18 protein-coding genes are annotated in these 21,237 nt (G+C 75.9%); 9 read left to right on the top strand and 9 right to left on the bottom strand.

What is annotated here, in order from left to right; genetic code table 11:
* Window positions 1-25: 25 nt before the first annotated feature.
* Window positions 26-1,516: an MFS transporter gene (locus ACZ3J7_RS28555; RefSeq protein ID WP_465625952.1), complete on the bottom strand. Its 1,491-nt coding sequence runs from the start codon at window positions 1,514-1,516 to the stop codon at window positions 26-28.
* 111 nt (window positions 1,517-1,627) lie between these two features.
* On the opposite strand from ACZ3J7_RS28555, the gene ACZ3J7_RS28560 reads away from it, so the two are divergent.
* A complete protein-coding gene (locus tag ACZ3J7_RS28560) occupies window positions 1,628-2,362 on the top strand; it encodes a TetR/AcrR family transcriptional regulator (RefSeq protein ID WP_465625954.1) in 735 nt (244 codons plus the stop codon).
* Between the two features lie 475 nt (window positions 2,363-2,837).
* Here ACZ3J7_RS28560 and ACZ3J7_RS28565 read toward each other — a convergent pair whose 3' ends face one another.
* The 3 genes from ACZ3J7_RS28565 to ACZ3J7_RS28575 form a co-directional block, all read right to left on the bottom strand.
* Window positions 2,838-4,208 carry a cytochrome P450 gene (locus tag ACZ3J7_RS28565; protein WP_465625956.1) on the bottom strand — a complete coding sequence of 457 codons (1,371 nt, stop codon included), beginning with the start codon at window positions 4,206-4,208 and terminating at the stop codon, window positions 2,838-2,840.
* Between the two features lie 145 nt (window positions 4,209-4,353).
* Window positions 4,354-4,578 carry a hypothetical protein gene (locus ACZ3J7_RS28570; RefSeq protein ID WP_465625958.1) on the bottom strand — a complete coding sequence of 75 codons (225 nt, stop codon included), beginning with the start codon at window positions 4,576-4,578 and terminating at the stop codon, window positions 4,354-4,356.
* Between the two features lie 318 nt (window positions 4,579-4,896).
* Entirely contained in the window at window positions 4,897-5,580 is a 684-nt protein-coding gene (locus ACZ3J7_RS28575) for an MBL fold metallo-hydrolase (protein ID WP_465625960.1), read from the bottom strand.
* A 130-nt stretch (window positions 5,581-5,710) separates the two neighbouring features.
* Here ACZ3J7_RS28575 and ACZ3J7_RS28580 point away from each other — a divergent pair, with 130 nt between their 5' ends.
* Window positions 5,711-6,568, top strand: coding sequence for a CHAD domain-containing protein (locus ACZ3J7_RS28580; RefSeq protein ID WP_465625962.1), 858 nt, complete (start codon window positions 5,711-5,713; stop codon window positions 6,566-6,568).
* 58 nt (window positions 6,569-6,626) lie between these two features.
* Here the strand turns inward: ACZ3J7_RS28580 and ACZ3J7_RS28585 are convergent, their stop codons facing one another.
* A complete protein-coding gene (locus ACZ3J7_RS28585) occupies window positions 6,627-7,409 on the bottom strand; it encodes a uracil-DNA glycosylase (protein WP_465625964.1) in 783 nt (260 codons plus the stop codon).
* A 108-nt stretch (window positions 7,410-7,517) separates the two neighbouring features.
* Here ACZ3J7_RS28585 and ACZ3J7_RS28590 point away from each other — a divergent pair, with 108 nt between their 5' ends.
* The gene (locus tag ACZ3J7_RS28590) at window positions 7,518-8,432 is read left to right on the top strand and encodes a slipin family protein (RefSeq protein ID WP_465625965.1); all 915 of its coding nucleotides are present in this window, start codon (window positions 7,518-7,520) and stop codon (window positions 8,430-8,432) included.
* A gap of 160 nt (window positions 8,433-8,592) precedes the next feature.
* Window positions 8,593-9,015, top strand: a complete 423-nt coding sequence (locus tag ACZ3J7_RS28595; RefSeq protein WP_465625967.1) for a CBS domain-containing protein — start codon at window positions 8,593-8,595, stop codon at window positions 9,013-9,015.
* A gap of 56 nt (window positions 9,016-9,071) precedes the next feature.
* On the opposite strand, the gene ACZ3J7_RS28600 is transcribed toward ACZ3J7_RS28595, so the two are convergent.
* Complete coding sequence (locus ACZ3J7_RS28600; protein ID WP_465625969.1) at window positions 9,072-9,548, bottom strand: PaaI family thioesterase; 477 nt, start codon at window positions 9,546-9,548, stop codon at window positions 9,072-9,074.
* A 99-nt stretch (window positions 9,549-9,647) separates the two neighbouring features.
* On the opposite strand from ACZ3J7_RS28600, the gene ACZ3J7_RS28605 reads away from it, so the two are divergent.
* Together ACZ3J7_RS28605 and ACZ3J7_RS28610 are read left to right on the top strand one after the other, a co-directional pair.
* The gene (locus ACZ3J7_RS28605) at window positions 9,648-10,754 is read left to right on the top strand and encodes a PP2C family protein-serine/threonine phosphatase (RefSeq protein WP_465625971.1); all 1,107 of its coding nucleotides are present in this window, start codon (window positions 9,648-9,650) and stop codon (window positions 10,752-10,754) included.
* 122 nt (window positions 10,755-10,876) lie between these two features.
* Window positions 10,877-11,875, top strand: a complete 999-nt coding sequence (locus tag ACZ3J7_RS28610; protein ID WP_465625972.1) for a Gfo/Idh/MocA family protein — start codon at window positions 10,877-10,879, stop codon at window positions 11,873-11,875.
* On the opposite strand, the gene ACZ3J7_RS28615 is transcribed toward ACZ3J7_RS28610, so the two are convergent.
* Window positions 11,860-14,754: an FAD-binding and (Fe-S)-binding domain-containing protein gene (locus ACZ3J7_RS28615; RefSeq protein ID WP_465625974.1), complete on the bottom strand. Its 2,895-nt coding sequence runs from the start codon at window positions 14,752-14,754 to the stop codon at window positions 11,860-11,862. The two genes, ACZ3J7_RS28610 and ACZ3J7_RS28615, sit on opposite strands and share 16 nt — an antisense overlap.
* A gap of 140 nt (window positions 14,755-14,894) precedes the next feature.
* On the opposite strand from ACZ3J7_RS28615, the gene ACZ3J7_RS28620 reads away from it, so the two are divergent.
* From ACZ3J7_RS28620 to ACZ3J7_RS28630, 3 genes are read left to right on the top strand one after another with little or no spacing between them, the layout of a single operon-like run.
* Window positions 14,895-15,230, top strand: coding sequence for an effector-associated constant component EACC1 (locus ACZ3J7_RS28620; RefSeq protein WP_465625976.1), 336 nt, complete (start codon window positions 14,895-14,897; stop codon window positions 15,228-15,230).
* Entirely contained in the window at window positions 15,220-17,133 is a 1,914-nt protein-coding gene (locus tag ACZ3J7_RS28625; RefSeq protein WP_465625978.1) for a caspase, EACC1-associated type, read from the top strand. Before ACZ3J7_RS28620 ends, ACZ3J7_RS28625 begins: the two co-directional genes overlap by 11 nt.
* A 16-nt stretch (window positions 17,134-17,149) precedes the next feature.
* Window positions 17,150-19,138: a WD40 repeat domain-containing serine/threonine protein kinase gene (locus ACZ3J7_RS28630; protein ID WP_465625980.1), complete on the top strand. Its 1,989-nt coding sequence runs from the start codon at window positions 17,150-17,152 to the stop codon at window positions 19,136-19,138.
* 92 nt (window positions 19,139-19,230) lie between these two features.
* Here the strand turns inward: ACZ3J7_RS28630 and ACZ3J7_RS28635 are convergent, their stop codons facing one another.
* Together ACZ3J7_RS28635 and ACZ3J7_RS28640 are read right to left on the bottom strand one after the other, a co-directional pair.
* Window positions 19,231-20,022, bottom strand: a complete 792-nt coding sequence (locus tag ACZ3J7_RS28635) for a hypothetical protein (protein WP_465625982.1) — start codon at window positions 20,020-20,022, stop codon at window positions 19,231-19,233.
* 150 nt (window positions 20,023-20,172) lie between these two features.
* A complete protein-coding gene (locus ACZ3J7_RS28640; protein ID WP_465625984.1) occupies window positions 20,173-21,168 on the bottom strand; it encodes a glycosyltransferase family 2 protein in 996 nt (331 codons plus the stop codon).
* Window positions 21,169-21,237: the final 69 nt, after the last annotated feature.

A 21,237-nucleotide genomic window follows, 5' to 3' on the forward strand; every position in this document is an offset into this window, starting at 1 on the left:
CGACGGTCGGCGCCCGACGGGTGGGCTACTCGGCGGGCTCCGGGTGCTCCTCGGTGGTGCGGGAGTCGGTGAGGCTGAGCGCGCCGACCGTGGTGATCAGGGCGACGACCACCGCCAGGACGGCGTAGGTGATCCGCTCGCCATGGAAGAACGAGTCGACCAGGCCGCTGTCCCAGGTGCCGGCCGGCAGCTGGGTGGTGACCAGGGCGGCGATCAGGGTGCCGACGACGGCGGTGCCGACGCTGCTGCCGACCTCCTGCGCGGTGTCGTTGAGGGCGGCGCCGACGGAGGTGCGGTTGCTCGGCATCGCCTCGACCAGGGCGATGGCGCAGATCGTCATGACGGTGCGCAGGCCGACCGTCATCACGACCATGCAGACCGCGACGGCGGCGTACCCGTGGTAGACGCCCCAGGCGAGGCCGGCCAGCGCGCCGGAGAGGCAGGCCGCGCCGATCAGGCAGGCGACGCGGTGGCCGAAGCGCTTGGCGAGCCACTCGGACAGCGGGGTCGCGACGAGCATGGTCAGGATGATCGGGAGGTTCGCCAGGCCGGCCTTGACGGGGCTCCAGCCGTAGGCGTACTGGAAGTGCAGGATCAGGCCGAACATGATGGCGGCCATCGCGATGGCGGTGCCGACCTGGGCGACGGCGGCGCCGCGGACGGTGCCGTCGGTGAAGAGCTTGAGGTCCAGCATGGGCGAGGGGGTGCGCCGCTCGTGCCAGACGAAGACGGTGCCCGCGACGAGGGCGCCGAGGACGGAGGCGACGGTGGCGGCGGAGAGCCACCCGTGGTCCACGCCGCTGGTGAGGGCGTAGCAGGCCAGGCCGATGGCGGCGACGCTCAGCGCGGCACCGGGCAGGTCGAGCCGGTCCCGGGTGAGGTCCTCCGGCCGGTCGGCGGGCACGCCCAGGCGCACCCCGACGGCCGCGATCAGCGCGATCGGGGCGTTGACCAGCAGCAGCCACTGCCACTTGACGTGGGCCAGGGCGGTGCCGCCGAGCAGCGGGCCGAGGACGAAGCCGGACATGCCGACGACGATCATCACGGTCATCGCCCGCATGCGCAGCTTCTGGTCGTCGAAGAGCCGGAAGACCAGCGAGTTGGTGATGGGCGCCATCGCCGCGGCGGCGACGCCGAGGCCGGCCCGCAGGGCTATCAGCTGCCCCGCGCCGGTGACGGCGACCACGCACAGGCTCAGCAGGCCGAAGACGGCGAGGCCGACCAGCAGGACGCGGCGGCGGCCGAGCCGGTCCGCCATCGACCCGGCGGTCAGCAGCAGGCCGCCGAAGGTCAGCGAGTACGCGCTGGTGACCCACTGCAGCGCGGTCGTGCCGCTGCCGAGGTCGCGGCCGATGGTCGGCAGCGCGATCGAGAGCAGCGTGTTGTCGACCATCTCGACGAAGAAGGCCAGGCAGAGCGCGGCCAGCGGGATCCACGCCGCGCGCAGCGACGGGTAGGTACGTGGTGCCGCGGGTGCGGCGGCGGTGGTGCTGGTGGTGGTTGCGGTGCCGGCCATGGCGGCCTCCTCTCGGGTGGGTGTCGCGGGCTATCGAACAGTGTTCTATCGAACCGTGTTCTAGAATAGAACCAAGTTCGATGATTGGGCAAACGTGATTGGATGCGAGACATGACACGTCAGGGACCGCGCCCCGCCGACCGGCCCGCCCGCGAGCGCCGACGCGGCTCGCACTCGATCGAGGCCGTCCTCACCGCCGCCGTGGCCCTGCTGGACGAGGCGGGCGAGCCGGCCCTGACGCTCCGGGCCCTGGCGAGCCGGCTGGGCACCGGCGTCGGCAGCATCTACTGGTACGTGTCGAGCCGGGACGACCTGCTGGACCGCGCGATCGACCACGTGCTCGGCGGCGTGCTCGCCGAGGCAGCCGAGCGCCCCGACACCGGCGACCCGGTCGACGACCTGCGGACGACGGCCGTCACCCTCTACGACGCGATCGTCGACCGCCCGTGGCTCGGCTCGCGCTTCATGCGCACCATGGACCTCCCCGGCAACTCCCTGCGGCTGTACGAGGAGCTGGGACGGCCCGCCCTCCGCCTGGACCTCACCCCGCTGCAGCGCTTCCACGCGGTCTCGGCCGTCCTCGGCGTCGTGGTGAGCAGCGCCGCCGAACTGGGGCAGGAGCCGCCCGAGGAGGTGACCGACGGCCTGATCGGCCGCGAGGAGTTCTTCGCCCGCTACGCCCGGACGTGGCGCGGCCTGGACGCCGGGGAGTTCCCCTTCCTGCACGACATCGTCGACGAGTTCGAGACGCACGACGACAAGGAGCAGTTCCTGGCGGCCCTCGACCTGACCCTGACCGGCCTGCGCCGACAGGTCGCGCGCCGGACCGGCGGGCAGGCCGACTGACCCGGCGCGGACGGCCGTGGCGGCGCGGACGGCCGTGACCTGGGCGCACATGGCGGCTCCTCGGGATCGGGAGCGGCCGCCGAGCTGCGGCCGCCCTTCTCCCGGAAGCCTGCGGGAGCCCACCGGCAGAGCGCCGACAGGCCGCTGTCATCCCACTGACAGCCCGCCGACACCCCGGACGGACGCCCAGCAGCGGACTCACCGGCGCGAGCGTCCCGAGGAACGGCGGGGCACCCCCCCGGGCGGCCGCACTCCGCCCGGCGGTCGCACGGGAGGACGCCGTCCCACGGCACCAGGGCCAGCGCGACCCGGCCGCGCCCGAGACCGGCTCCGCCGCCGCCCGCGACCTCCCGATCGAGTCCACCGACCCGCGTCCCCTCCGTGCCCCTGCGCCCGGCCCCGGGGCCGAGTGTGCCGCACGGGGACGGGGCGGGGACGGCATGGGCACCCGCACGCGCGGGCGCGGCAGGCCCGTTCAGTGCCCGGCGACCCGCAGCCGCAGGCGGCGCGGGCGCAGCACCGTCGCCAGCGGGACGGGGCGCAGGTCGGCGCCCGGCTCGGGGACGAGCCGCCAGCGGGACAGCACGTTCGCCAGCACCAGGGCGCACTCCGCCCGGGCGAACAGGTCGCCGACGCACCTGCGGGCCCCCGTGCCGAACGGCAGGAACGCCTGCCGGGCGGCCGGGGTGACCCGCTCCGGGCGCCAGCGGTCCGGGTCGAAGACGGCGGGGGAGTCGTACGCGGCCGGGTGCCGGGAGACCGCCGCCGGGGAGAACACCAGCGTGCTGCCGGACGGGAGTTCGCGTCCGGCCAGCTCGGTCGGCGCGGTGGTCAGCCGGGTGAACAGCCAGCCCGGCGGGTGCAGCCGCAGCGTCTCCGACAGCACCCGGTCGACGGCCGTCAGCCGGGGCAGGTCCGCCGGGCCCGGCGGCCGCCCGCCGGGCAGCACCTCGGCCAGTTCGGCCCGGACCCGCTCGGCCGCCGCCGGGTGCAGCGACAGCCGCCACAGCGCCCAGGTCAGGGTGGCGGCGACGGTCTCCGTCCCGGCCGCGAGCAGCGTGATCACCTGGTCGTGCACCTCGGCGTCGCTCAGCCCCGACCCGCCGCCCTCCTCGTCGGCGGCGTCCAGCAGCGCCGAGAGCAGGTCGGCCGCGCCCGCGGGCCGCTCGGTGCGGCCGCTCCGGTGCGAGGCGATCAACTGCCGGGTGGTGGCGTGCAGGTGGGCCAGCGAGCGGCGGTAGCGCAGGTGGGCCGGCAGCGGCAGGCGGCGCACCGGCGCGGGCAGGAACATCTGCCGGAACAGCCCGTTCAGCACGGTGTCGAAGGCCCGTTCCACCCCGGTCGCCGACTCGGCGTCGAGCGCCGTCGAGTAGAGCGTCCGGGTCAGGACGCGCAGCGCGATGCCGTGGAACACCGGGAAGGCGTCGACCACCAGGCCCGGCCGCCAGGCGGCGAGGGCGGCCTCCACCTCGGTCTGCGCCGCCCCCGCGTGGTGCGCCGACTGCGAACGCCGGAACGCCGACTGGACCAGCCGCCGCTGCCGGCGGTGGTCCCCGTGGGGGCAGGTGGCCAGCCCGTTGCCGGCCACGTCGCGGGCCCGGTCGTAGAACGCCCCGCCCTTGTCGAACAGCCGGTCGTCGCCCAGCACCCGGGCCAGCAGCGCCGGGTGGCACGGCACCTGCGCCGTCGTCGGCCCCAGCCGGACCGCCACCAGGTCGCCGTGGGCGTGCAGCGAGGACAGGAAGTCCACCGGCCCGCGCAGCAGCCGGTGCCCGTGCCCGAGCAGCGGCAGGGCGCCGGGCGCGGTCGCGGCGGTGAAGGCGGGAGCGGCGGCGGTCGGCGACATCCCTCCACCGTACGCGCGGACGGGTCGGACCCGAACCACCGTGCGGCGGCCGCGGGTTCGGCGGCCGGTGCACGCACCGGCGGCGGGCGCGGACGTTCGGGGGGCGGCGGGCGCGGCGCCGGGTTGACGCCGCGCCCGCCGGGGCTCAGGCCCGGACGATGGACAGGCGGGCGGTGTTCGGCGCGACGTCGCAGAAGTAGGTGACGGCCTCGCCCCGGGCCACGTACGCCTTGCCGGCCGCCTCGCAGGCGGCGCCGCTCGGGTACATGCCGACGTAGACGAAGCTGGCCGCCTGGGCGGTCGGGGCGATCAGCAGGACGGCCGCGGTCAGCAGGCCGGTCAGACCGAGGGAGGAAATGGCTTTGCGCATGGGGGTGCTGCCTTCCGGTTCCGGTGGGGGAGGCTCCGGTCGTGATGATCCGGTGCCCGGTGATCAGCTTCCTGGAGGGCGGGACGGACCGGCAATGGTAGAGACCAATTGGGCCGGAAGTCGCCGGGTGCGGCGCGCGGAGCCGGTCGGTCCGGGGGCGGGAGCGGCGGCTCCGCCGACGAAGGGCGGTTCCGGGGAAAGGATCCTTCGTGCCGCACCCGTTCCCCGCCCGGCCCGCGCGCCCCCGCGAACCGGCTCGGCGGCCCGCCGATTTCGGCCATTGGTTCAGACCAAGCATCGGTGAGGCCGGACGCGGCGTCAGAACTCGGCCGCCGCCGCGCGCAGCGCCGCCGCCGCGTCCCCCACCAGCGGCGTCCCGTGCCCGAACACCGCGTGGGCGGCCCCGATCCCGGCCAGCCGGTGCAGCGAGGCCACCGCCCGCGCCCGGTCGGTGTTGAACACGCCCAGCATCGCCCGGCCCACGTTCGCCACCGCGTCCCCCGTGAACAGCAGGTCCGGGCCCGGCAGGTGCAGCGCCAGCGAACCGTCCGTGTGCCCCGGCGCCCCCACCACCCGGGCCCCGCCGCCGAACGGCAGCACGTCCCCGTCCACCACCTCGACGTCCACCGGGCACGGCGGCGCGGGCGGCAGCTCCGGCACCGACGCCCGGATCGGACGCTCGAACTCCTCCAGCACCGGCGGCGCACCCACCGCCTCGCCCCGGATCACCGGCGCCTCCAGCCGGTGCGCCACCACCGGCACGCCCCCGAACCGCGCCGCCAGCCAGGCCGCGCCGCCGGTGTGGTCCTCGTGCCAGTGGGTCAGCACGATCCGCGCCAACTCCCCGCCCGGCACCGACTCCACCAGCGCCGCGACCCGCTCCTCCGTACCCACCGGGCCGCTGTCCACCAGCGTCAACTCCCGTCCGTCCGACCACAGGTAGGCCGCACCGACCGGAAGTTCCAGCATCCGCAGACCCGGCAGCACCTCGATGACATCCATGCCCACCAGTCTGCGCACCCACCCCCGCCGCCGTCCCCCCGGTTAGCCCACGGCAGACACCCGGCGCGCCGCACCGCCCGGGACGTCCGCGGGCGGCCTACCCTTGGACGGCACGGAAGGACGTGAGGACGTGGCCCACCGGATCCAAGGCACCGCGGGAGACCTGATCACCGCCCGCCTGCGCGCCCAGGCCGCGGAACTCGCCGCCCTCGAACCCGACGTCCGCGCCGACCGCCCCGACGCCGTCCACCGGATGCGGGTCGCCGCCCGCCGCCTGCGCGCCACCCTCCGCACCCACCGCCGCCACCTGCGCGGCGACCACAGCGCCACCGAGGACGAACTGCGCCGCCTCGGCCGCGCCCTCGGCCCCGCCCGCGACGCCGAAGTGCTCGGCGCCCGCCTGCTCGCCCAGGCCCGCGAACTGCCCGCCGGCACCGACCGCGACCGGGTCCACGCCGAACTCACCGCCTGGCACGCCCGCGAGCGGCGCGACGGCCGCGACCGCGTCCTCGCCGCCCTCGACGACGCGCGCTTCCGCCGCCTGCTCACCACCCTCGCCGCCCTCGCCGCCGACCCGCCCCTCAACCGCCGCGCCCAGCGGCCCGCCGGGCCCGAACTCACCCGCGTCCTGCGCCGCGAGCACCGCCGCACCGCCGAACGCCTCGCCGCCGCCCGCCACACCCCCGCCGGGCCCGCCCTCGAACACGCCCTGCACGACGCCCGCAAGGCCGCCAAGCGCGCCCGCTACGCCGGCGAGACCGCCGGCCGCCCGGCCCGCGCCTTCACCCGCCGGATGAAGGCCCTCCAGGACGTCCTCGGCCGCCACCAGGACGCCGCCGTCGCCCGCGACACCCTCCGCGCCCTCTCCGACGGCGGCTTCGGCTACGGCGCCCTCTACGGCCGCCAGAGCGCCGAACTCGCCTTCGCCCGCGAGCTGCTGCCGCAGATCTGGGAGCAGGCCGCCCGCCGCCCCCGGAAGCTCCGCTGACCCCTCGGCGGACGGGAGGCGGGACCGGGGCCAGGGGAGGGGCTGGGCGCCGACCGCCTCAGGACGGCTCCAGCCCCGCCGTCGCGGCCGCCGTGCGGAGCAGCTCGTCGACCATCGCCGGGGTGAGCCGCCCGGTGTAGGTGTTGCGCGGACTGACGTGGAAGCAGCCGTACAGGTGCAGCTCGGGGCCGCCGTCGGCCGCCGGGAGGACCGCGTGCGCGCCGTGGCCGAACACCGGCTTCGGGCGGGGCACCTGCCAGCCCGCGGCGGCCAGCACCGGCAGCACGGCCTGCCAGGCGAAGCCGCCGAGGGCGACCACCGCCCGTACCGTGGGCCGCAGTTGCTCGAACTCGCGGACGATCCACGGCCGGCAGGTGTCGCGTTCGGCGTTGCTGGGCTTGTTCTCCGGCGGCGCGCACCGCACCGGGTCGGTGATCCGGACGCCGCGCAGCCGCAGGCCGTCGCCGCGCCAGGTGGACTCGGGCCGGTTCGCCAGGCCGAGCCGGTGCAGCGAGGCGTACAGCAGGTCGCCGGACGGGTCGCCGGTGAAGATCCGGCCGGTGCGGTTGCCGCCGTGCGCGGCGGGGGCGAGGCCGACCAGCACCAGCCGGGCGTCGCGCGGCCCGAAGCCGGGGATCGGCCGCGCCCAGTACTCCTGCCCCAGGAACGCCCGGCGCTTGACCCGCGCGGTCTCCTCGCGCCAGGCCACCAGCCGGGGGCAGGCCCGGCAGTCGACCACCAGCCCGTCCAGCTCGGCGAGGTCGCGGGTGCGCGGGGCGAGCGCGGCGGGATCGGTGGAGCCGGCGGGGGAGGGCGAAGTGGGCGGAGTGGGCGGTTCCATGGGCGGAATCCTAAGGTCGGCGACCGGCCCGGGCCGGGAGGACGCGGAGTAGCGTGGAGGTACGGGTCCGGGCGCGGTCCGGGCACCTGGCGGGTCGAGGTGACGGCGATGATCGTGGTCGGCGCGTTGGTCGCGCTGCTGGTGGTGCTGGCGGTGTGCGCCGGGCTGAGCGTGCGGCTGGTCCAGCAGACCCAGCGCGGGGTGGTGTTCCGGTTCGGCCGGGTGCTGGAGGAGGTGCGCGGCCCGGGGCTGGCCCGGATCGTGCCGGTGGCGGACCGGTTGCGGCGGGTGAACGTGCAGATCATCACCATGCCGATCCCCGCGCAGGAGGGCATCACCCGGGACAACGTGACCGTCCGGGTGGACGCGGTGGTGTACTTCAAGGTGGTCGACCCGGTGAAGGCGATCGTCAACGTCCAGGACTACGGCTTCGCGATGTCGCAGGTCGCGCAGACCTCGCTGCGCTCGATCATCGGCAAGAGCGAACTGGACGACCTGCTGGCCAACCGGGAGCCGATCAACCAGGGCCTCGAACTGATGCTGGACAGCCCGGCGTTGGGCTGGGGCATCCAGATCGACCGGGTGGAGATCAAGGACGTGGCGCTGCCCGAGTCGATGAAGCGCTCGATGGCCCGGCAGGCCGAGGCCGACCGGGAGCGGCGGGCCCGGATCATCACCGCGGACGGCGAGTTCCAGGCGTCCGCGCGGCTCTCGGAGGCCGCGCAGGTGATGTCCGCGACCCCCGCCGCGCTCCAACTGCGGCTGCTCCAGACGGTGGTGGAGGTCGCCGCGGAGAAGAACTCCACCCTGGTGCTGCCGTTCCCGGTGGAGCTGCTGCGCTTCCTGGAGAGCGCCACCGACCGGGCCGCCGCGCAGGCCGCCGGGACGGCCCCCACCGGGCCGGAACCGGAGCCGGGCCCGCCCGCGGACCCGGACGACCGGGGCGTCGAGCAACTGGAGCTCCCGGTCGAACCCGCCGCCGGCCCGGGCCCGTTGCGGGTCGCCCCGCCGCACGCGGCCTGACCGGCCGCGCCCGGGCGGGACCGGAGCGGGGCCGGGCGGGACTGGGGCGGGGCCGGCGCCCCCAGCGGTGGCGTCCCGCCCGGGGGAGGGGCGAGCATGGAGGGGACGGACGTACCGTGCACGGGGCCGCCGTGCGCCAGCCACCTCGGGAGGTCCGGTCATGACCACCGCGAAAGAGATCATGCACCCCGGAGCGGAGTGCGTCACCGGCGAGCAGACCCTCGCCGAAGCCGCCCGGATCATGCGCGACCGGGGCGTCGGCGCGCTGCCGATCTGCGGGGAGAAGCAGAAGCTGCTCGGCATCCTCACCGACCGCGACATCGTCCTCAAGTGCGTCGCCGAGGGCCGCGACCCCGCCGCCGTCCGCTGCGTCGAACTCGCCGGCGGACGCCCGATGGTGATCGAGGAGGACGAGGAGGCGGACCTCGTCCTGGCGCTCATGGAGGAGCACCGGGTGCGCCGCCTGCCGGTGATCAACCACCCCGACCACGAGCTGGTCGGCATGATCAGCGAGGCCGACATCGCCCGCGGCCTCTCGCAGGAGCGCCTCGCCGAGTTCGTCACCACGATCACCGCCCGCTGAACCACCCGCCGTCCCGGCCCCGGGAGCCCCCGGGGCCGGAGTGGGGACTCCCGGGGTCAGCCCGGGAAGGCGTAGACGGCGGTGGCGTGGGCGACCGGGTCGTCCGGCGCGTCCGGAGCGGTCAGCGCGATGTCGGCGAAGGCCATCCGGCGGCCCAGCTTGGTCAGCCGCGCGGTCACCAGCAGGTCGGTGCCCCGGGCCGGGCGCTGGAAGCTGGTCGACAGCTGGACGGTGGTCATCGGCGCGAAACCGCCGAGCGCCGCCGACACCGCGATCACGGTCGCCGTGTCGGCCGCCGCCGCCATCGCCTGCCCGCACAGCCCGCCGCCCTCCCGGGCCAGCCGGTCCGACCAGGGCAGCCGGAGCACCGCGTGGCGCCCGCCGGTCTCCAGCACGGTCAGGCCCAGGTCGCGGACCCAGGGGGCGAAGTACTCGGCGAGGATCCGGTCCCCCTCGGCCGGGGTGAGCCCGGACGGCTCGGCGGACGTGGACGTGGGCGGAGCGGTCGGCCCGGTGCTGCTGGCGCTGGTCATGCCGCCGATGGTAGGACGCGCCGATCACGCAGCGCCATAGCCCGTGCGCGCAGCGTGCGACGGGTCGTGGCGGCGGCGCCCGCGGTGCATGGTGGTGGGGTGGGAGTGCGGCGGAGACTGGCCGGCCTGCTGAGCGAGTGGCGCACCGGACACCTGATGGTGCTGCTGCCGCTCGGCCTGATCGTGCTGATCTCCGCCATCGACACCTCGCTCTCGCCGAACATCCACCTCGGTCCGCTGCTGGTGGTCGCCCCCGCGATCACCCCCTCCTTCGCGGGCACCCGGCTGACCGCGCTGATCGGCGTCCTCGCGCTGATCGCCCAGGCCGTCATCGCGGTCCTGCACGGCGGCCTGTTCACCCCCAACCACCAGGCCCAGCTGGCCGCGCTCGCGGTCGTCACCGCCGTCATCGTCGCCTACACCCGGATCCACGAACGCCACGGCCGCGAACTCACCCGGGTCCGGACCGTCTCCGACGCCGTCCAGCACGTCCTGATGCGGCCGCTGCCCGACCGCGCCGGACCGCTGCGGATCGCCGGCCGCTACCTCGCCGCCGAGGACGAGGCCCACGTCGGCGGCGACCTGTACGCGGCCGTCCGCACCCCGCACGCCACCCGGCTGCTGATCGGCGACGTCCGGGGCAAGGGCCTGCCCGCCGTCGGCGACGCCGCCGCGCTGCTCGGCGCGTTCCGCGAACTCGCCCACCGGCACGACGACCCCGCCGAACTCGCCGACGCCCTCGAAGCCTCCTACCGCCGCCACCTCGCCGAACTCGCCGACGGCGGACAGGACGTCCAGGAGAACTTCGCCACCGCCCTCGTCCTCGACCTGCCCGACGACCGCCCCACCGTCCGGGTCGCCGACTGCGGCCACCCGCCGCCGCTGCTGCTCACCCCCGCCGGCGCCCGCCCGCTCCCGCTGCGCCGCACCGCCCCGCCGCTCGGCATGGGCGCGCTCGGACCGGTCGAGCGCCGCACCGAGGAGTTCGGCTTCCCGCCCGGCGCCACCCTGCTGCTGCACACCGACGGCGTCACCGAGGCCCGCGACGCCGACGGCGCGTTCTACCCGCTGCCCGAACGCGCCGGGGCCCGGCCCGCCCCCACCCCCGACGCCCTGCTCGACGCGCTCCACCGGGACCTGCTCGACCACGTCGGCGGCCACCTGCTGGACGACGCCGCGCTGATCGCCGTCACCCGCCCGCGCTGAACGACGCCGTCCCCGGGAGCCCGCCGCCCGCCCCGCTCGCCGGGGAGGGCTGTTCCCGCAGGTCGGGCGCTGGATAGGCTGGCCCCCGCCCGCAGCCGCCCCGGACCGTAGGAGCACGCCCCGTGCAGCCGATCACCGACCGCCCGATCCGCTGGGGCGTCCTCGCCACCGGCAACATCGCCACCTCCTTCGTCGAGGACCTGGCGGCCGTCCCCGGCGCCGAGGCCTTCGCGGTCGCCTCCCGGCGCGCGGACTCCGCCCGGGCCTTCGCCGAGCGGCACGGCATCGCGCACGCGTACGGCAGCTGGCAGGAGCTGGCGGCCGACCCCGAGGTCGACGTGGTGTACGTGGCGACGCCGCACTCCGCGCACCACCGCGCCACCGCGCTGCTGCTGGACGCCGGAAAGGCGGTGCTGTGCGAGAAGCCGTTCACGCTCAGCTCGGCCGAGGCGGCCGAGCTGGTCGCGCTCGCCCGCAAGCGCGAGGTCTTCCTGATGGAGGCGATGTGGACCTACCTCGACCCGACCGTGCGCCGGATCGCCGACCTGGTCGCGGACGGCGCGATCGGTGAGGTGCGCTCGGTGCAGGCCGAGTTCGGGTTCGCCGCGACGGAGGACCCGACCCACCGGCTGTGGGACCCGGCGGCCGGCGGCGGAGCCCTGCTCGACCTCGGGGTCTACCCGGTCGCCTTCGCCCACCTGCTGCTCGGCGCGCCGGAGTCGGTGCAGGCCTGGGCCCGGCTGACCGACCTCGGGGTGGACGCCAACACCGGCATCCTGCTCGGCCACCCGGGCGGCGCGACCGCGCTGCTCTCCTGCTCGCTCGACGTGCAGTGCGGGCAGCGGGCCGCCGTCCAGGGCAGCACCGGCCGGATCGAGATCGACCGGGACTTCTTCCACCCCGCCGGGTTCACCCTGCACCGCGACGGCGCCGAGCCCGAGGTCTTCACCGCCCCCGCGAGGACCGGCCACGGCTACGGCCTGGAGGCGGCCGAGGTGATGCGCTGCCTGCGGGCCGGCGAGACCGAGTCGCCGCTCGTCCCGCTGGACTCCACGCTCGCCGTGATGCGGACCCTGGACGCCGTCCGGGAACGGATCGGGGTCCGCTACCCGGGCGAGTGACCGGAGGGCCCGTCCGCCCGTTCGAAGGCCCGCAGCAGTACCTCCGCCAGGTGCAACGGCCGTGCCGACGGCTCCAGTTGGGTCAGCTGGGTGCGGCAGCTGAGGCCGTCCGCGAGCAGCAGCGTCCCGGGTTCGGCGGCCCGGACGGCCGGCAGCAGGGCGCGTTCGGCGGCGGCCACCGACACCTCCCAGTGGCCCCGCTCGAAGCCGAACGCGCCCGCCAACCCGCAGCACCCGGCGTCCAGTTCGCGGTTGGCCAGGCCCAGCCGGGCGGTGATCCGCCGGTCGGCGCCGGTGCCGAGGACGGCGTGCTGGTGGCAGTGCACCTGGGTCATCGCCGCGCCGCCCAACTCCGGCAGCTCGACCTCCCGGTCGTCCAGGAACTCGGCCAGGGTGCGGACCCGGGACGACAGCTCGCCCGCGCGGCCGTCCCCGGGGAGCAGCCGGGGCCAGTCCGCCCGCAGGGTCGCGGTGCAGGACGGCTCCAGGCCCACCACCGGCAGCCCGGGCGGGAGCCCGCCCAGCGTCCGGGCCGAGCGGGCGGCCACCCGCCGGGCCAGGCCGAGCTGGCCGCTGGCGACCAGGGTCAGCCCGCAGCACACCGGCCCGGACGGCAGCAGCACCCGGAAGCCGAGCCGCTCCAGCACCAGGACGGCGGCCCGGGCCGGAGCCGGATCGAGCAGCTCGGACATCGAGTCGGGCCACAGCAGCACCGCGGGGGCGTCCGCCGGCACCGGACGGGCGGCCCGGTGGGCGCGGAACCAGGCGGTGAACCGGCGCTCCGGCAGCGCGGGCAGGGCGCGCCGCGGATCGACCCCGCCCAGCCGCTTCAGCACCGGCGCGCTCCACCGGCCGCGCAGCGCCGCGCCGGCCGCGCGCGGCGCCAGGTGCGCCAGGCGCAGCCACAGCGGCAGCCAGCCGAACGACAGGTGCGCGACCGGGCGCGGCCGGAACCGGTAGTGGTGGTACAAGAACTCGGAGCGGTAGCTCGCCATGTCCACGTGCACCGGGCAGTCGCTCGCACAGCCCTTGCACCCCAGGCAGAGGTCCAGCGCCTCCCGGACCTCGGGCGAGCGCCAGCCGTCGGCGACCAACTCGCCGCGCAGCATCTCGCCGAGCAGCCGGGCCCGCCCCCGGGTCGAGTGCCGCTCCTCCCCGGTCACCATGTAGCTCGGGCACATCACCCCCGACGAGGTGTCCACGCACTTGCCCACCCCGACGCAGCGGTGCACCGCCGACAGCAGGCTGCCGCCGTCCTCCGGGTAGGCCAGCGCGAGCGGCAACTCCCGCCCGGGGAAGCGCAGATCGGCGTCCAGCGGGCGCGGGTCGACCAGCAGGCCCGGGTTGAGCAGGCCGTCCGGGTCCCAGGCCCGCTTGAACCGGGCGAACAGCTCGATCACCTCCGGCGGGAACATCCGGGGCAGCAGCTCCGCCCGGGCCTGCCCGTCGCCGTGCTCACCCGACAGCGAACCGCCGTGCGCCACCACCAGGTCCGCCGCCTCCAGCATGAACTCCCGGAACGCGGACGGACGTTCGCGCAGCGGGAAGTCCAGCCGCAGGTGCACGCAGCCCTCGCCGAAGTGCCCGAACGGCACCCCGCGCAGCCCGTGCCGCCCCAACAGCGCCCGCAACTGCCGCAGGTACGAACCCAGTCGCTCCACCGGGACGGCGGAGTCCTCCCAACCCGGCCAGGCCGCGCCGCCCGGCCGCCCGTCCGGCCCCGGCGGCAGCCGGGTGACGATCCCCGCGCCCGCCTCCCGGATCGCCCACAGCGCCCGCCGCTCGCCCGGATCGGTCACCAGCGCGACCGTCGCGGCCCGCTCCCGCCGCACCGCCGCCGCCACCTCCCGCGCCCGGTCCGCCGCCTCGGCCGCCGACGAGCCGCCGACCTCCAGGAACAGCCAGCACGCGCCGTCCGGCAGCCGGTCCAGCACCGGCGGGCGCGGACCGGACGCCAGCAGCGCCGCCACCAGGTCCGCGGCCATCCCCTCGCAGGTCAGCGGCGCCAGCGGGAGCAGCGCCGGCACCGCGTCCGCCGCCGCCGTCTCGTCCGGGTACCCCGCCACCACCAGCGCCCGGACGGCCGGCTCCGGCACCAGCCGCACCGTCGCGCCCAGCACCAGCGCGCACGTTCCCTCGGTGCCGGTGACCGCCCGCACCAGGTCGTACCCGCGCTCGGGCAGCAGCGCGTCCAGCGGGTAGCCCGAACCGCGCCGGGGCAGCACCGGCATCGCCCGGCGCAGCAGGGCCAGGTTGTCCGCGGCCAGCGCCTGCAGCTCCCGGTGCAGTCGGCCAGCCCGGCCCGGGGCGGCGGCCAGCGCGGCCCGCTCGGCGGGTGGCAGCGGGCCGGTCACGGACAGCTCGGTGCCGTCGGCCAGCAGCAGGTCCAGGCCGTGCAGGTTGTCGGAGGTCCGGCCCCAGGCGAGCGAGTGCGAACCGCAGGCGTCGTTGCCGATCATCCCGCCGACCGTGCACCGGCCGTGGGTCGACGGGTCGGGCCCGAACCGCAACCCGAACGGCCGGGCCGCCCGCTGCAGGTCGTCCAGCACCGTGCCCGGCTCGACCCGGGCGGTGCGCCGCTCCGGATCCACCTCCAGCACCCGCCCGAAGTGCCGCCGGAAGTCCAGCACCACCGCGCCCGGCCCGATCGCCTGCCCGCCGATGCTCGTCCCCGACCCCCGCGCCACCACCGGCACCCCGAACTCCCGGCACACCCGCAGCGCCTCCCGCACGTCCTCCCGGCCGACCGGCTTCACCACCCCGCGCGGCACCTGCCGGTAGTTCGACGCGTCCTGCCCGTACACGGCCCGCTCGGCGGTGTCGAACCGCACCTCCCCGCGGACGGCGGCGGCGAGGGCACGGGCGAGATCGGAGACCATGCTCCGATCATCCCAGCCGGGACCGCCCGGCGGCCGGTCCCGCCGCCCGGACACGGGACCCTGGCCGATTCGCTGCGGGCACGGCATGCTGCTGGAACAATCAACGGCACGGCGACGAACGGGAATCGGGGGCGGGGGACGTGGTGGCTGGCGGTGCGGTCGAACTTCGGGCCGGGAGCGCGGAGGACCTCGACGCGGCGTACAACGAGCTGCGCGGAGTGCCGGGGGTGGCGGTGCGGGCCCACGCTGCTCCCGGCGAGGCGGGGGACCAGGGGACGGCCCTGGAGTTCATCACGGTCGCCTGCTCCGGCGGGGCGATCACCATCCTGTTCCAGATCGTGAAGTCGCTGGTGGAGTCCCGGGGCAGTGGCGTCACGCTGAAGTTCCGGCGGGGCGACGAGCAGCTGGAGATCACCGCGCGCAACGTCGACGAGATGCTGCCGGTGATCCAGAGCATCTTCCGCGATGAGTCCTGATCGCTCCCGCTCCAGGGCGATCCTGATCGGCACCTCCCACCACCGCGACCCCCTGCTCCGACCGCTGCCCGCCGCGACCTGCGTCAGCGCGATGAAGGAACTGCTCACCGGCCCCCGGTGCGGGTGGCCGCGCGAGCGCGTCAGCGCGATCGAGGACCTCGACACACCGCGGGACGCCGTCGTCGAGCTGGTGCCGCTCGTCCGGGACGTGACCGACGTGCTGCTCGTCTACTACGTCGGCCACGGCATGCGCACCCGCGACGGCCAGCTCGCCCTCGCCCTCACCGGCACGGTGGCCGACCCGGAGATCCTGGCCGACTCGGCCCTGGCCTACCCCAGGCTGATGGAGGTGCTGCGGGGCTCGCCCGCGGCCACCAAGCTGGTGGTCCTCGACTGCTGCCACGCCGAACTCGGCCTCGACGCGGAGTACCACTTCCAGTCCGGCCCCGGGGACCTGGCGAGCGCCTACCCGATCGACGGGATGTACTTCATCGGCGCCAGCACCCGCTACCAGAAGGCCAAGAGCCCCCTCGGCGGAACCCTCACCCACTTCACCCACGCCCTGATCGACGTCGTCACCACCGGCATCCCCGGGAAGCCCGCCGAACTGACCCTCCAGCAGATCTTCGTCGAGACGAGGGCCCGCCTGCTGCGCGACAAGCTCCCCCAGCCCGTCGACGGCGGCATGCGGGACGCCTACCGGACCCCGTTCGCCCTCAACGCCGCCCACCGCCCGCCGCCGGGCGGCCCCGCCGTCGAGGAGTGGACCCAGCCGGCCCCGGGGCCCCGCCGGAGGCTCCGGCGGCCGGGGCGCCGCGCCGTGCTGCTCACCGCCGCCGGCCTGGCGGCGGGCGCCGGGGCGGCGGCGGTCCCGCTGGTGCGCTCCCTCGCGGCCGCGGACGACGACGGGACCGGGCCGGCGCGCTTCACCGCCACCCCGTACGCCTCGTTCGACCAGCGCCACGCGATGGCCGCCCAGCTCAGCCCGGACGGCGGCACGCTGGCCGTCGGAGTCTCGGACGGCACCATCACGCTCTGGGACGTCGCCGACCGGGAACTCCGCGCCACCCTCACCGACTTCGCCGAACCCTCGGGCCTCGGCGTGGTCGCCCTGGCGTTCACCCCGGACGGCAGGGTCCTGGCGGGCGCGGACCAGCCGGACCGCGAGGGCGCGACCCGCTTCGACGGGACGGTCTCCCTCTGGGACGTCCCGACCCGCAGGCGCGTCGCCACCCTCACCGACCCCGGTGCGATCTCCGTCAAAGCCGTCGCCTTCAGTCCGAAGGGCGCGCTCCTGGCCAGCGCCAACAGCGACGGGACGGTCTCGCTGTGGAGCACCGCCGCCCACAACAGGATCGGCAGGCTCACCGGCTCGGTCGCCAACGCCCCTACCGTCACCAAGGCCGTCAACTCGATCGCCTTCAGCCCGGACGGCACCCTCCTCGCCCTGTCCACCTCGGCCGGACTGGTCGAACTCTGGGACGTCACCGTCTCCACCAGGCGCGCGATCTTCGCCGGGCCCAGCACGGGCGTCGGCGAGCTCGCCTTCAGCCCGGACGGCAGGACGCTGGCCGGCGGCATCGGCGACCACGCCGTCCAGCTGTGGGACACCGCGACCCACCAGGACCTCGCCACGCTCCGCTTCACCGACGACGTCGACGACGTGGTCTCCGGCACCGTGTACTCGATGCTCCACACCCCCGACGGCAGGTTCCTGATCGCCGGCACCGGAGAGGGGCTGATCGTGGTGTGGGACACCGCCACGCACGCCGTCGTCACCACGCTCGGCAGGTTCGCCGACGACTCGGGCATCAGCCCCGGCGTGTCGCTCACGATCAGCCGGGACGGCGCGACCCTGGCGGCCGTCCTCCTCACCGAGATCAGACTGTGGAAGCTGAAGTGACCGGGGCCGGGGCCTCATGAGGCCGCCGCGGGCTGCCGACCCCGTCGACATCGGCCCCTACCGGCTGGTCGCCGAACTGGGCGACGGCCCCTCGGGCCGGCTCTGGCTGGCCGTCGGCCCCGGCCGGCGCCGGGTCGCGCTCCGGACGGTCCGCAGGCGCCTGCTCGAACAGGACGGCGCACGCGCGCGGTGGCAGCGGGAGGTGGACTCGGCGAGGCGGGCGTCCGGCCGGCGGCTCGCGGCCGTGCTCGACGCCGACCTCGGCGCCCCCGTCCCGTGGGTGGCCTCCGCGTACGTGCCCGGCGTCCCGCTCGACACCGCGGTGGACACCCTCGGCCCGCTGCCGGAGGACACCCAGCTGCGGCTCGCCGCCGGACTGGCGGAGGCGCTGTCCGCCCTGCACCGCGTCGGCGTCGTGCACGGCGGCCTGCGGCCCTCCGACGTCATCCTCGGCGACGACGGACCGAGGATGACCGGCTTCGGCCACGGCCTGGCCCGCACGGACGAGGACGGCCCGGAGCTGACCGACCTGCGGCGGCTCGTCGCGGTCTCGGCGTTCCTCGCACCGGAACAGGCCGAGGGCGGCCGGACCACCCACCGCAGCGACCTCTTCGCCCTCGGCGCGGTGCTGGCCTTCACCGCCCTCGGCCGGAGCCCGTTCGCCGGGGCCTCCGCCCCCCGGGTGCTGTACAACATCCTGCACCTCGACGCCGACCTCGACGGCCTCCCGGACCGGCTGCGCCCGATCGTCGCGGCCTGTCTGGCCAAGGACCCGCTGGACCGCCCGACCGCCGGCCAGGTCGCCGAACTGGTCGGCCGGATCCCCGCCGTGGCCCGCCCGTGGCCCGCCGCCGTGCACACCCTGATCGCCCGCCGCCGCGAGGAGGCGGACCGGCTCGCCCGGCAGCCGCGCCCGGCGGAGAGCCCCGGGGCCGGAACGGTCCTCCCGGAGCCGCCCGGGCCCCGGCGACGGTGGCGGGCCCGGTACGCGGCCGCCGCCGCCGGCCTGCTGCTGGTCACCGCCGTGTGGCTCCAACTGCCCGCCCCCGCCGCGCCGCCGCACCCGGCGGCAGCCGCCCCCACCACCGCCGCGCCGCTCCCGCTCCCGCCGCCCGTCAACCTGCTCGGCCACACCGACTACCTCACCCGGCTGGCCTTCAGCCCCGACGGCGGCACGCTGGCCAGCGCGAGCGCGGACGGCGGCGTGCGCCTGTGGGACGTCGCGGGCCGGTCCCAGCGCGGCGCCCCGCTGGCCGCGACCGCTCTCCACGCCGTCGGCGCGGTCGCCTTCAGCCCCGACAGCCGCACCCTCGCCACCGTCGGCGACGACGGCACCGCGCGCCTGTGGAACGTCGCCGACCACCAGGAACTCGCCCGGTGGCAGGCCGTCCGCACCGACGCCGCCACGGCCGTCGCCTTCAGCCCGGACGGCCGCTCCCTGGCCACCAGCGGCAGCAACGGCGACACCCGGCTCTGGGACGCCTCCACCCATCAGCAGATCGGCCAACCCTTCGGCCGCTTCAGCGCCTTGACCATCGACGGCCTGGCCTTCACCCCCGACGGGCGCACCCTCGTCACCGGCGGCAACGACGGCACCGTGCGCCTGTGGGACGTGGCCACCCACCAGCAGATCGGCCAACCCATCGGCGGCCTGATGAGCGTCATGAACCTCGCCGTCAGCGGACGGACCCTCGTCACGGCGGGCTGGGACGGCACCACCCGGCTGTGGGACATCGACACCCACCGCGAACTGGCCCGCTTCACCGCCACCCGCCCCGTCCTCGACGCCGCCTTCAGCCCCGACGGCAGCACCGTCGCCTCCGTCGACACCGAGGGGATCCGCCGCTGGGACGCGACCACCCGTCAACCCCGCGGCCTGCTCGCCAGCGGCACCGTCACCGTCCCCAGCTGCCTCGCCTTCAGCCCCGACGGCCGGACCCTCGCCACCGGCAGCGGCGACACCGACGGCGCGGTGCAGATCTGGAGCGTCGACGCCTTCCGCTGACCCGGGTGCCGCCTCCGGGGCCGGCACGTCCTCGGGACGCGGGACGCGGGACGCCCGGAGGTCACGACGGCCGGAAGGGGGGCGACCCGGCGTCAGACGATCTCGGCGGAGGGCTGCTGGGGGATCACCACCGGCGCCGGGTCGGCCGGCTTGGCGAGCGAGGCCGGGGCCGAAGCGGGGGCCGGGGCCGGGGACGGGGACGTGGGCGGCACGGGCTGGATCTTGTCGTCGCGTTCGTCGTCGCCCGCGCCGTCCTTGGTGGTCAGGACGGTGTCGAAGACCTCGCGGAGCTTGTCGGTGGCCTGCTTGGAGAACAGGCCGCACAGGCCGGCGATCCCGGCGAAGCCGTAGGGGTTGGTGGCGGTGCCGTCGGTGCCGTTGGCGAACAGGCCGCCGCGCAGCAGGAAGTAGACCAGCAGGGCGAGCGCGCCGCCGATCGCGGTGCGCAGCAGGTACCAGGGCAGCCAGCTGGGCAGCAGTTGGCGGTTGCCGGCGTAGGTGGCGAACGAGGTGGCGGCGTGCACGAAGCTGCCGAGGCCGCTGGCGGCGAGGACGGCCAGCAGCATCGCGGTGTTGGAGGTCAGGCGCCAGGGGCCGAGGCCGAGCACCGTCCACGCCATCGGGTCGCCGGTGGGGGCGCGTTCGGCGGTCAGCGTGGTGAGCGGGGTCCAGACGCTGATCAGGACCGCCATGCAGACGAAGGCCTCGGCCAGCAGCAGCGTCCCGAGCAGCAGCAGCGTCCAACCGGAGAGCTGTTGCTGGGGCGGCAGTTGGCCGGACGGCCCCGGGGTCGGCTCGCCGGCGGTCGCGGACGCGTCGGTGCTCGACGGGTCCGCGACCGGGTCCGGCGCCGGGGCCGCTGACGGGGAAGCGGGTGAGGACATCGGGGAGTTCGCCTTCCGGTCCGGTGGTGCGTGCACGGAACTGGGCGCGGTGGTGCGGGGCGGACTCCGACCGTCCGCGCTGACGGACTCTACCCTCCGGAACGGGCCGACGGTGCGTCAGGACGCCACGGACGGCCCGGCCCGGGGTGTTCAGCGGCGGCCGCCCGCCAGCCGGGAGAACTTGGCGACCTCGAAGGTGGCGTACGAATTCGAGGCCAGCAGCGAGAACTTGATGCCTTCGCGGCCCTCCGGCCGCCGGTACCCGTTCGGCAGGAAGCGCTTGTAGTGCTCGGCGGCGCGTTGGAAGAACTGCGGGCGCTCGGACCGGTGCAGGCACCCCGGCAGGTCGAAGACGAACAGGTAGTGGCGGATCATCCTGGTGAACAGGTGCGGGCGCACCGCGGCGGTGACCGGCTCGGCCTCGGCGGGCTGGGCGTCCAGCAGTTCGAAGGTGCTCTCGTAGCGGTCGAACACGTCGAAGTGGGTGGCGCCCGCGCTGCCCGCCGGGTGCAGGGTGTGGCGGCGCCGGATGGTCACGCACTCGCGCTCCAGCACGGCCACCCGGGTGGCGGCCAGCAGCGAGCGGTGCACCGCCGAGACCTCCTCGTAGAAGCCGTCCGGGAAGACCGGGATCGTCCCGCTGCGCATCAGCCGGTCCCAGGCGAGTGGCGGGGCGCCGAACAGCTCCGGGCGCTCGGCGGGGGAGAACACGCCGGGCCCGACGGCGGCCAGCAGTTCGGCGGCGTTGCCGGGCCAGCGCTTGCCCCGGTGCTCCCGGTTGTGGCCGAACAGCAGCAGGTCGACCTCGCCGGTCTCGGCGAGCCGCGCGTCCATCGCCTCGAACGCGTCCTCCGGCAGCAGGTGGTCGGCGTCCAGGAACAGCAGGTACTCGCCCCGGGCGTGCGCCGCCCCCGCCATCCGGGCCCGGCCGATGCCGGTCTCGATCTCCAGGCGCAGCACCCGCACCCGGGCGTCCCGCAGTTCGTACGCCTCGACCAGCCGTTCGGGACAGTGCTCGGACGGGGTCTGCACCACGATGATCTCGAACTCGCGGAAGGACTGACCGAGGAGCGAGTCGAGACACTCCTTCAGCTGTTCCTGCTCGTCGTAAGCGGGCAGCACGACGGTGATCAGTGGTGGGGCCATGGCCGGGAGGCTAGGGGCGGGGACAGCCTCAGGCAAAGGTCGGAAGCCGCACCAAAGCGGTGATACCGG

Source organism: Kitasatospora sp. NPDC015121, from assembly GCF_055562955.1.

Excerpts from the sequence above, each read along its gene's own strand:
- ACZ3J7_RS28555 (WP_465625952.1), bottom strand. The coding sequence starts at position 1,516 with ATGGCCGGCACCGCAACCACCACCAGCACCACCGCCGCCGCACCCGCG.
- ACZ3J7_RS28560 (WP_465625954.1), top strand. The coding sequence starts at position 1,628 with ATGACACGTCAGGGACCGCGCCCCGCCGACCGGCCCGCCCGCGAGCGC.
- ACZ3J7_RS28565 (WP_465625956.1), bottom strand. The coding sequence starts at position 4,208 with ATGTCGCCGACCGCCGCCGCTCCCGCCTTCACCGCCGCGACCGCGCCC.
- ACZ3J7_RS28570 (WP_465625958.1), bottom strand. The coding sequence starts at position 4,578 with ATGCGCAAAGCCATTTCCTCCCTCGGTCTGACCGGCCTGCTGACCGCG.
- ACZ3J7_RS28575 (WP_465625960.1), bottom strand. The coding sequence starts at position 5,580 with ATGGATGTCATCGAGGTGCTGCCGGGTCTGCGGATGCTGGAACTTCCG.
- ACZ3J7_RS28585 (WP_465625964.1), bottom strand. The coding sequence starts at position 7,409 with ATGGAACCGCCCACTCCGCCCACTTCGCCCTCCCCCGCCGGCTCCACC.
- ACZ3J7_RS28590 (WP_465625965.1), top strand. The coding sequence starts at position 7,518 with ATGATCGTGGTCGGCGCGTTGGTCGCGCTGCTGGTGGTGCTGGCGGTG.
- ACZ3J7_RS28595 (WP_465625967.1), top strand. The coding sequence starts at position 8,593 with ATGACCACCGCGAAAGAGATCATGCACCCCGGAGCGGAGTGCGTCACC.
- ACZ3J7_RS28600 (WP_465625969.1), bottom strand. The coding sequence starts at position 9,548 with ATGACCAGCGCCAGCAGCACCGGGCCGACCGCTCCGCCCACGTCCACG.
- ACZ3J7_RS28615 (WP_465625974.1), bottom strand. The coding sequence starts at position 14,754 with ATGGTCTCCGATCTCGCCCGTGCCCTCGCCGCCGCCGTCCGCGGGGAG.
- ACZ3J7_RS28625 (WP_465625978.1), top strand. The coding sequence starts at position 15,220 with ATGAGTCCTGATCGCTCCCGCTCCAGGGCGATCCTGATCGGCACCTCC.
- ACZ3J7_RS28630 (WP_465625980.1), top strand. The coding sequence starts at position 17,150 with ATGAGGCCGCCGCGGGCTGCCGACCCCGTCGACATCGGCCCCTACCGG.
- ACZ3J7_RS28635 (WP_465625982.1), bottom strand. The coding sequence starts at position 20,022 with ATGTCCTCACCCGCTTCCCCGTCAGCGGCCCCGGCGCCGGACCCGGTC.
- ACZ3J7_RS28640 (WP_465625984.1), bottom strand. The coding sequence starts at position 21,168 with ATGGCCCCACCACTGATCACCGTCGTGCTGCCCGCTTACGACGAGCAG.